This window comes from Trichocoleus sp. FACHB-6, from assembly GCF_014695815.1.
Lineage (GTDB): Bacteria > Cyanobacteriota > Cyanobacteriia > Cyanobacteriales > FACHB-T130 > Funiculus > Funiculus sociatus.
In genome coordinates, this window is record NZ_JACJOY010000109.1 from 17,472 (window position 1) to 27,137 (window position 9,666).

The window sequence follows — 9,666 nt, forward strand, 5'->3', positions numbered from 1 at the left end:
ATTGTCGCCATTACAGGGGCTAACCTTTCTGCCCAAAGAATGATGACGAAGGCAGAAGGATAGAGGAGAAAGAATCCAACTACTACAAACTTAGGTATGGTGTACTACGCGATCGCTCGAAAGTAATTCACTTCGATGGTCTAGAGTGGCCCCAAACCTGGTAAATTTACCGAGTATTGGCAAGCGAGATTTAATGAACCAGTATGAAAGTCTTGGTTATTGGCGGTGACGGCTATTGCGGTTGGGGAACCGCACTCTATCTTTCCAATCGTGGTTACGAAGTCGGGATTCTGGATAGCCTAGTGCGGCGGCACTGGGATGCACAACTGGGCGCAGATACCCTGACCCCAATTGCACCGATACAGCAACGTATTCAGCGCTGGCGCGACCTCACTGGCAAATCCATTGACTTGTTTATTGGCGATATCACCAACTACGATTTCCTCTCGAAAGCGCTGCACCAGTTTGAACCAGAGGCAATCGTGCATTTTGGCGAACAGCGTTCGGCACCTTTCTCGATGATTGACCGGGAACACGCCGTAATGACCCAGGTTAACAATGTGGTCGGGACGCTGAATATCCTGTACGCGATCAAGGAAGATTTCCCCGACTGCCACTTAGTGAAGCTGGGGACAATGGGCGAGTACGGTACTCCTAACATTGATATCGAAGAAGGTTATATCACCATTGAGCATAACGGGCGCAAAGATACTTTGCCGTATCCAAAGCAGCCCGGATCGATGTATCACCTCAGCAAAGTCCACGACAGCCATAATATCCACTTTGCTTGCCGGATTTGGGGGCTACGCGCTACAGACTTGAATCAAGGCGTTGTTTACGGCGTTTTGACGGAAGAAACTGGCATGGATGAGTTGTTGATTAACCGATTGGATTACGACGGTGTGTTTGGCACAGCGCTGAACCGCTTCTGTATTCAGGCGGCAATTGGTCATCCGCTGACGGTCTATGGTAAGGGCGGACAGACGAGAGGCTTTTTGGATATTCGGGATACAGTGCGATGTATTGAAATAGCGATCGCAAATCCCGCCCAAGCAGGCGAGTTTCGCGTCTTCAACCAGTTCACCGAACTATTCAGCATCGCCGATTTAGCCGGAATGGTGAAAAAAGCTGGCAATGCCTTGGGACTCAATGTCGAAATTAATAACCTCGATAACCCCAGAGTTGAGAAGGAAGAACACTACTTCAACGCCATAAACACCAACCTACTCGATCTAGGCTTACAACCCCATTATCTCTCCGAAGCACTGCTTGACTCACTGCTCAACTTTGCTGTCAAATACCAGAACCGCGTCGATAAAAACCAAATTCTGCCCAAAGTTTCTTGGCACAGATAGTCAGTTGCTAATAGCTAATAGCTAATAGCTAATTGTTCCCTTAGCCATTAGCCATTAGCCATTAGTCATTAGCCATTAGCAAATTATGCGAATCGCTCTTTTCACCGAAACCTTTTTGCCCAAGGTTGACGGCATAGTGACGCGCCTGCGCCACACCGTTGAACACTTACAGCGCAACGGCGACCAAGTATTGATATTTTCCCCAGATGGGGGGTTGACAGAATACAAGGGAGCCAGAATCTACGGAGTCTCTGGCTTCCCCTTGCCTTGGTATCCAGAGTTGAAAATGGCTTTGCCACGCCCAGCAATAGGGTATGAGCTAGAAAAGTTTCAGCCAGATACAATTCATGTCGTCAACCCCGCAATTCTGGGGTTAGCAGGGATATATTACGCCAAGACGATGCGAGTACCCTTGGTAGCGTCTTACCATACTCATCTGCCCCAATACCTCCACCACTACGGCTGGGGAATCCTAGAAGGCTTATTGTGGGAATTTCTGAAATCAGCTCACAACCAAGCCCGGTTAAATCTCTGCACCTCCACAGCGATGATGCAGGAACTTACAAGTCACGGCATTGAGCGGGTGGATTTGTGGCAACGGGGAGTCGATACAGAGCTGTTTCAACCGCATCTAGCAAGCCAGGAAATGCGTAGGCGTTTAACCCAAGGTCATCCAGACAGCCCCTTGCTGCTTTACGTAGGTCGTCTTGGTGCAGAAAAAGAAATTGACCGCATCAAACCAGTTTTAGAAGCAATTCCCAACGCCCGCCTCGCCTTAGTTGGGGATGGGCCCCATCGGCAAGCCTTAGAAAAATACTTTGCTGGTACACCCACCAATTTTGTTGGCTATCTCACAGGCGTAGACCTCGCCAGTGCCTTTGCCTCAGCTGATGCCTTTATATTCCCCTCACGCACCGAAACGCTGGGATTAGTGCTTCTGGAGGCAATGGCAGCCGGGTGTCCCGTCGTCGCCGCACGTTCTGGGGGGATTCCCGACATTGTGACAGATGGAGTCAACGGATATTTATTTGACCCAGCTGAAGAAGAAGGCGCGATCGCAGCTACAATACGCCTGCTGGCTCATCAACAAGAACGAGAAACCCTCCGGCAAAATGCCCGGAAAGAAGCTGAACGCTGGGGTTGGGCAGCTGCCACCCGTCAGCTACAAAATTACTACAAAGCAGTCATTAGTCATGGATAACTGACAACTGGCTACAGACTAATGGCTAAATACTAAGAACTACTGATGAGCATTTATCGTAACCGAGGTTAAATTAGGTTAATAGGTGCGAAAAAAAGAATTTAGCCAGTAGCGACTACATAAGTAAGTAAGTGGGCAAAAACCACCTGAGATCCAAAAACCCTTTTTCCCCGTATAGAGGCTACATAGACTCCATACACGATTTTTATAGCTCAATGTTCATTTGACGTTGATTTTTACCAGCTACTTACTAAAAACAGCTAATGGCTCAGTCCTACCACCTTATAGCTAACACCATAGCTGGCACTTGCTCCTCCCCATGACACTTTCCAATACTGGCAGCGTTCTGGCGACTTTATCTCAGCTCACCCTTAATCGTACTAGCGTCCTGACATCGCGTGTCAAAGAGCTATCGTTTGGTGAGTTTATCTGCTTGCTTGACTTTATTACCGCTGAATTTCAGCAGTTTCTGCGGGCGATCGACATGATCAACAACGAAGCTCTGGAATCCATGCTAGAGCAGGTCATGGACGCTTTCACCCTAAAAATGGGTCAAATTCTGCAAGCAGACAGAACTACAATATTTTTAGTTGACGAAGAAAAAAACCAACTTTGGTCGAAAATTCCCGAAACCGACAACGGGAGAGCCACTAAAGAAATTCGCATTCCCATTAATGTCGGTATTGCCGGTCAGGTAGCTACCACGGGTGAAACTCTCAACATCCCCGACGCTTACAGCCACCCGCTATTTAACAAAGAAGTTGACGAACGACCGGGCTACCGCACCCACAATCTGCTATGTATGCCGATTTATAGCAGCAAAAACCAGATTGTAGCTGTAGTTCAACTGTTGAATAAAGCTGGAGATTCCCCCTTTACAACTGAGGATGAGCAAGGATTCCGTGACTTTGCCGCCTCCATCGGGATTATCTTGGAAAGCTGCCAATCTTTTTATGTGGCGGCTCGTAAGCAACGGGGAGCAGCTGCACTGTTACGGGCAACAACATATCTGGGTCAGAGTCTTGACTTAGAAGCCACACTGCGCTATGTGATGGAGCAAGCGCGGGATCTGATGAAGGCAGACCGCAGTACCCTGTTTATGCTGAGCAAAGAAACAGGAGAACTCTGGACGAAAGTCCCCAACAAGGATGGCACAGAGATCATACCTATACGGATTCCTTCCAACAAAGGGATTGCCGGATACGTTGCCTCTACTCGTCAGGCGCTGAATATCGCTGATGCTTACAAAGATCCGCGTTTTGACCCCAGCGCCGACAAGCGGACGGGTTATTTGACGCGAAATATTCTCTGTATGCCAGTGTTTAATTCAGCTAATGAATTAATTGGGGTGACGCAGTTGATTAATAAGCACCCTGGCAGTTTTACCAGTTCCGACGAAGAGTTTATGCAGGCGTTTAATATCCAGGCGGGAATTGCCTTGGAAAACGCCAAACTCTTCGAGAATGTCTTGGTGGAAAAGCAGTATCAGAAAGACATCCTGCAAAGTCTCTCGGATGCTGTGATCTCCACAGATATGCAGGGGCAAATTGTGATGATTAATGAAGCGGCGCTGGAGTTGTTGGGTTGCCCTATTAAGGAAGCTGTGGGGAAATGCAACAAAAATTTGTGGGAACAGAAACTGGTGGGGCGCTACGTCTGGGATGTGGTGCCGATTGAAAATCTCAAGTTCCGGCTTCAGGATAGTTTGAAAACTGGCGCTAAGCATTATGTGCCAGAACAAAGCCTGACAATTGGCTTGTATTTACCAAAGAGTCAACAGTCAGCTAATGAAGTGCCTGCACAGGCGAAATGCGCCAAGTGTCAGCTTTCAGCAGGAGAAACTTTGAATTCAGAAGTAGGCTGTAATGCTGAGGGAGGACAAACTGAGGCTTATATTTTGGCGCTACGCGATCGCATCAATCCAAAATTATATATTCCCTGGAACGATCCACTGATTCCTGCCGACTGGGTTCTCAGTGTCGATCAAGTTCAAGAAATTGAACGCAGTACCAATCTTACCGTTAATCCTCTCACCAACCCCGAAGGAGGCGTAAGAGGCGGTTTGGTGGTGTTGGAAGATATTAGCCACGAAAAGCGGATGAAGAACACTCTGTACCGCTATATGACCCCAAGGGTGGCAGAACAAGTTATGGCACTGGGCGACAATGCCCTGATGTTGAGCGAACGTAAAGATGTAACAATTTTATTTTCCGATATTCGCGGCTACACCACCCTAACGGAAAATTTGGGTGCGTCGGAAGTGGTTTCGCTGCTCAATCAGTATTTTGAAACAATGGTTGAGGCAGTCTTTAACCACGAAGGCACCTTAGATAAGTTTATCGGCGATGCTTTGATGGCGGTGTTTGGCGCACCTCTGCCACTAGCGGAAAATCATGCTTGGATGGCTATCCAATCAGCATTGGATATGCGCCGCCGTCTATCCGAATTTAATAGGCGTCGCTTTTTTGACAACCAGCCACAGATTCACATAGGGATTGGAATTAGTTCGGGTGAGGTTGTTTCTGGCAACATCGGTTCTCACAAACGAATGGATTATACAGTGATTGGGGATGGAGTTAACCTAAGTTCTCGCCTGGAAAGCGTTACTAAAGAATATGGCTGCGATATTATCTTGAGCGAGTTTACCTACAACTTGTGTCGCGATCGCATCTTAGTCCGAGAACTAGACAAAATCCGCGTCAAAGGGAAAAATACCGCCGTCAGTATCTACGAATTGATAGGTGACTATCGAGAACCTCTCAACGACTCTACGAAAAAGTTTTTGGATCTCTACGAGTATGGGCGTCAAGCCTATATAAATAGGCACTTCCAAAAAGCAATTAACCTCTTTGATGATGCCTACCGCCTAAACCCTAACGATCAGGCAGTCAAAGTTCACCTGGAACGGTGTAGAAACTACCTTGACAACCCACCTTCAGATGCTTGGGATGGAGTCCACACAATGGCAAGTAAGTAGTAATTATTCATTAGTTATTACCAGCTGACTACTGACCGCTGATGAAAACCTAAGAATCCGCTGGGTTTTCGTCGCTGTTCTGGAAGGGGTCTTCGCCAATTCCCAGTTGCTTTTTTGTTTGTTTCAACTGTTTCCAGAGATTCTTAATCTGTTCGTAGGCATCCGTAGGTGAGATTTTGCCTGAAGTTTCTAAGTTGCAGATGTAGTTCACCTTTTGAGAAAATTCTTGTAGGTTAGCGTTGAAAACCAAATTCTCCGGCTTCACCTGACCGTAGTAACGACTTCTTGGATACAAAAAATCAGAGCGGTCTGTCATAGCTAACTCCTAAGCATAAACTACCTAACTTTCTACCTCACAAACTAACTTACGGTTCACTTTTTCTTCGCCACGACTTAAAAAGCAAGTTTAGATCAGGCAGACATTCCCCCCATCACCTTGACCAGCGATCGCTCCCCCCTACTCGGATACACGGTTGATTTTGGTTACTTTGGGTTCAAGTTTTGCCGCCCCGCCTAGCTTTTATAGGCGATCTTTAGATAAAACAGTATCATCCATTTAATAAAATTTTAACCCAAATTTAACCAAAAGTTAATCTAAAACGTGCCAGTTAATCCCATCTGCCCATCTGTTTACACTATGCGGCTCCTAAGGGATTAAAATCTTGTGTGCTGCCAAGGCGATCCATCAACACAAACAACTACTCTCCATGTCTGCCCAACACATAAGCCTCTACGAAGGCAAAGCCAAAATTCTCTATGCCACAGACGATCCGAAGATTCTGCTAGCTCACTTCAAAGACGATGCTACTGCCTTTAATGCCAAAAAGCGGGGTCAGATCGTCGGCAAAGGAGAGATTAACTGTACTATCTCTAGTCATTTGTTCCAGCTTTTGGAAGCATCAGGCATACCCACCCATTACATTGATACTCCGGCACCCAACCAAATGCGCGTTCAGGCGCTGAAAATTGTGCCGCTAGAAGTCGTAGTCAGGAACATTGCTGCGGGAAGTCTATGTCAACAGACAGGATTACCAGTCGGTAAAGTTTTACCTTATCCGCTGGTGGAATTTTATTTTAAAAATGACGATTTGGGAGATCCTTTGTTGACACGCGATCGCCTCTTATTATTGTCTTTAGCAACACCAGAACAGCTCGACCAATTAAAGGCCAGTGCCTTGCAAATCAACGAAATCCTCACAGACTTTTTCCACAAGTCTCGGATTACCCTAGTGGACTTCAAACTAGAGTTTGGCATTGACCAACAGCAGCAGCTGCGACTGGGAGATGAAATCAGCCCCGACACCTGCCGCCTTTGGGACGAGTCTGAAGAAGATCCCGATCGGCGGGTGCTGGATAAAGATCGGTTCCGCCGCGACTTAGGGCAGGTGGAAGATGCCTACCAGCAAGTTCTCAAGAGAGTTCAAGAGACAAGTAGAAAATAGCGATTAGCTAGTGACTAAGGACTAAAGACAAATTGTTTACATGGTGTGTGGAAGTGTCAAAAAAAGGTAATCAAATGCGCTTATCTCCTTTCTTATTGGCGGTTTTTTCTGCCTCATCTGCCTTGGGTTTATCATTCCCTGCTAGGGGAGAAACTGTAAACTCTACACCGGAAGCTCCCGAAGCAGCTGCTTTGTGGGCTGATTATGTCAAAACTCAGACAGCAGTTAATAGTGATGCTGCTATTGGCACCACAACGCTTGGCGCTGTTTCTCAACCTGTTGGCAATGTCATAGCGACCGTAAGCCCTCCAGATCAGACAGCAGTTAATAGTGATGCTGCTGTTGGCACCACAACGCTTGGCGCTGTTTCTCAACCTGTTGGCAATGTCATAGTCCCTGTAAGCCCCCCAGAGACGATGGGAGCTGTAGAGTCGCCCCAAAAATTGCCCGTACTCAGCCAGACTCCTATAACCCCAAATCCAGCCCCCACGCCTGCAACAGAGCCAGTGACTCCAGAACGAGGCACCGAATCGTTACCGCAACAAGAGACACCGAATCGAATTGAATTCGATCTCACCCCAGGAGCGCCCTCACAGCCAAGTATTGATGTGCCTCCGCCCCCACCAACTGTGGAACCTGCTCCCACCCCTGAAAATATTCAACCTTCTCCTGCGCCAGTCCCCGATTTGCCAGAAGCGCGAGTGCTGGTTGGTGAAGTCGTAGTTAGCGGCGTCGAAGGAGAACTGCAAAACGAAGTCTATGAGGCAATTAACACCCGCCCTGGACGGACTGCCACCCGCAGCCAGTTACAGGAAGATGTGAATGCCATCTACGCCACAGGCTTTTTCAGGAACGTCACAGTAGAGCCAGAGGATACACCTTTGGGCGTGCGCGTTACCTTTTTGGTGGAGCCTAACCCGGTGCTGCGAAGCGTGGTAGTTACTCCTGTGCCTGCCGAACAACCCAGTCGTGCCGTACCCCAAAAAGTCGTAGATGACATCTTCGGGCCTCAGTATGGCAGCACCCTTAACCTCCGCCGCTTTCAAGAAGCTGTTAAAAGATTAAACCAGTGGTACAAAGAAAACGGCTATGACCTAGCACAGGTGGTTGCTGCACCCCAGATTGGCGAAGATGGCACGGTACGTCTAGATGTAGCAGAAGGGCTAATTGAAGATATACAAGTCCGCTATATCAACAAAGAAGGTGAGACAACTAACGAGGAAGGGGGCCCTATCCGCGGTCGTACCCGCGAATTTATTATTACGCGAGAGCTGGAGTTGGAAGCTGGGGAGGTTTTTAACCGGAGGACTGCGGAACAGGATCTGCGACGAGTCTTTCGCTTAGGCATCTTTGAAGATGTGCGGCTTTCGTTTGCTCCCGGTAAAGATCCGCGCCGAGTGGTTGTCAATGTGGACGTAATTGAAAAGAATACCGGATCTATCGCAGCAGGTGCCGGTATTAGTTCTGCTAGCGGGTTATTTGGCACGATCAGCTATCAAGAACAAAATCTGGGCGGCAATAACCAGAAACTGGGGGCAGAGTTGCAGGTAGGTCAGCGGGAGGTGTTGTTTGATGTCAACTTCACAGATCCGTGGATTGCTGGCGATCCCTACCGCACTTCCTACACTGTTAATGGGTTCAGACGGCGGTCGATTTCGCTGATTTTTGATGGCGGTGAAAACGATATTGAATTGCCTAATGGCGATCGCCCGCGCATTCTAAGACTCGGCGGCGGTGTCACCTTTACTCGTCCTCTAAACAGAAATCCCCTTGCCACTTCTGAATGGGTAGGCAGTTTGGGCTTGCAGTATCAACGGGTTTCGATCCGGGATTCCGATGGCGACCTTAGCCCAGAGGATGAACTAGGCAACGACCTGAGCTTTAGTGGAGAAGGCAGAGACGACATATTTAGCGTTCAGCTGGGATTAGTACGCGATCGCCGCAATAACCCTCTGCAACCCACCGCTGGGTCACTGCTGCGGTTAGGCGTTGAGCAGACTATCCCTGTAGGACTCGGCAACATCTTCCTAAATCGTCTGCGGGGTAGCTACAGCTACTACATTCCAGTTAGATACACTAACTTTGCCCAAGGCGCGCAAGCTCTCGCTTTTAACGTTCAAGCGGGGACAGCAATCGGCGATTTACCTCCCTATGAAGCTTTTTCCCTCGGCGGTAGTAACTCTGTGCGGGGTTTTGAAGAAGGGGATGTTGGCAGCGGTCGCAGTTTTATCCAAGCAACCGCAGAATACCGATTCCCGATTTTCTCGATTGTCGGTGGCGCTTTGTTTGTCGATATAGGAACTGACTTGGGTACTGGCGGTAGCGTCCCTGGAGACCCCGCTGGAGTGCGGGATAAGCCGGGAAGCGGTATTGGTGCCGGCCTTGGTGTCCGGGTGCAATCTCCCCTCGGGCCTATTAGAATCGACTACGGTTTTAATAATGAAGGTGGCAGCCGTCTCCACTTTGGGATTGGGGAGAGATTTTAATGTTGGCTAATGGCTAATCGCTAATGGCTAATTGCTCTTAAACAATTAGCCATTAGCCATCCTTCAATTAACAACGGCACCATCTAAAAAACCGTCAACTACCCACCGCTAAGTCGGAGTACCGACTCTAGGGGGGGCTTGAAAGAGCCTAGTTGACCAGTCTAAGTGTTAAATCACTACGTTTAGGGTAAGAGTTAAAGACCTA

General features: G+C 48.2%; 6 protein-coding genes. 5 read left to right on the forward strand and 1 reads right to left on the reverse strand.

Features of this window, described 5'->3' with window-relative positions:
• Positions 1-203 precede the first annotated feature (203 nt).
• From H6F66_RS21965 to H6F66_RS21975, 3 genes are all read left to right on the forward strand, one after another.
• A complete protein-coding gene (locus H6F66_RS21965) occupies positions 204-1,355 on the forward strand; it encodes an NAD-dependent epimerase/dehydratase family protein (RefSeq protein WP_190425454.1) in 1,152 nt (383 codons plus the stop codon).
• 85 nt (positions 1,356-1,440) lie between these two features.
• Positions 1,441-2,556 (forward strand): glycosyltransferase, encoded by a 1,116-nt coding sequence (locus H6F66_RS21970; protein WP_190425457.1) that lies wholly within the window; start codon positions 1,441-1,443, stop codon positions 2,554-2,556.
• A 319-nt stretch (positions 2,557-2,875) separates the two neighbouring features.
• Positions 2,876-5,533 carry a GAF domain-containing protein gene (locus H6F66_RS21975; protein ID WP_190425460.1) on the forward strand — a complete coding sequence of 886 codons (2,658 nt, stop codon included), beginning with the start codon at positions 2,876-2,878 and terminating at the stop codon, positions 5,531-5,533.
• Between the two features lie 49 nt (positions 5,534-5,582).
• Here the strand turns inward: H6F66_RS21975 and H6F66_RS21980 are convergent, their stop codons facing one another.
• Positions 5,583-5,849 (reverse strand): hypothetical protein, encoded by a 267-nt coding sequence (locus tag H6F66_RS21980; protein WP_190425463.1) that lies wholly within the window; start codon positions 5,847-5,849, stop codon positions 5,583-5,585.
• 391 nt (positions 5,850-6,240) lie between these two features.
• Here H6F66_RS21980 and purC point away from each other — a divergent pair, with 391 nt between their 5' ends.
• Positions 6,241-6,975, forward strand: a complete 735-nt coding sequence (gene purC, locus H6F66_RS21985) for a phosphoribosylaminoimidazolesuccinocarboxamide synthase (protein WP_190425466.1) — start codon at positions 6,241-6,243, stop codon at positions 6,973-6,975.
• Between the two features lie 74 nt (positions 6,976-7,049).
• A complete protein-coding gene (locus tag H6F66_RS21990; RefSeq protein ID WP_190425469.1) occupies positions 7,050-9,461 on the forward strand; it encodes a BamA/TamA family outer membrane protein in 2,412 nt (803 codons plus the stop codon).
• Positions 9,462-9,666: the final 205 nt, after the last annotated feature.

Bases quoted from the DNA above. Each gene is read 5' to 3' on its own strand.
- H6F66_RS21965 (WP_190425454.1), top strand. From the start codon at position 204: ATGAAAGTCTTGGTTATTGGCGGTGACGGCTATTGCGGTTGGGGAACC.
- H6F66_RS21970 (WP_190425457.1), top strand. From the start codon at position 1,441: ATGCGAATCGCTCTTTTCACCGAAACCTTTTTGCCCAAGGTTGACGGC.
- H6F66_RS21975 (WP_190425460.1), top strand. From the start codon at position 2,876: ATGACACTTTCCAATACTGGCAGCGTTCTGGCGACTTTATCTCAGCTC.
- H6F66_RS21980 (WP_190425463.1), bottom strand. From the start codon at position 5,849: ATGACAGACCGCTCTGATTTTTTGTATCCAAGAAGTCGTTACTACGGT.
- purC (WP_190425466.1), top strand. From the start codon at position 6,241: ATGTCTGCCCAACACATAAGCCTCTACGAAGGCAAAGCCAAAATTCTC.
- H6F66_RS21990 (WP_190425469.1), top strand. From the start codon at position 7,050: ATGCGCTTATCTCCTTTCTTATTGGCGGTTTTTTCTGCCTCATCTGCC.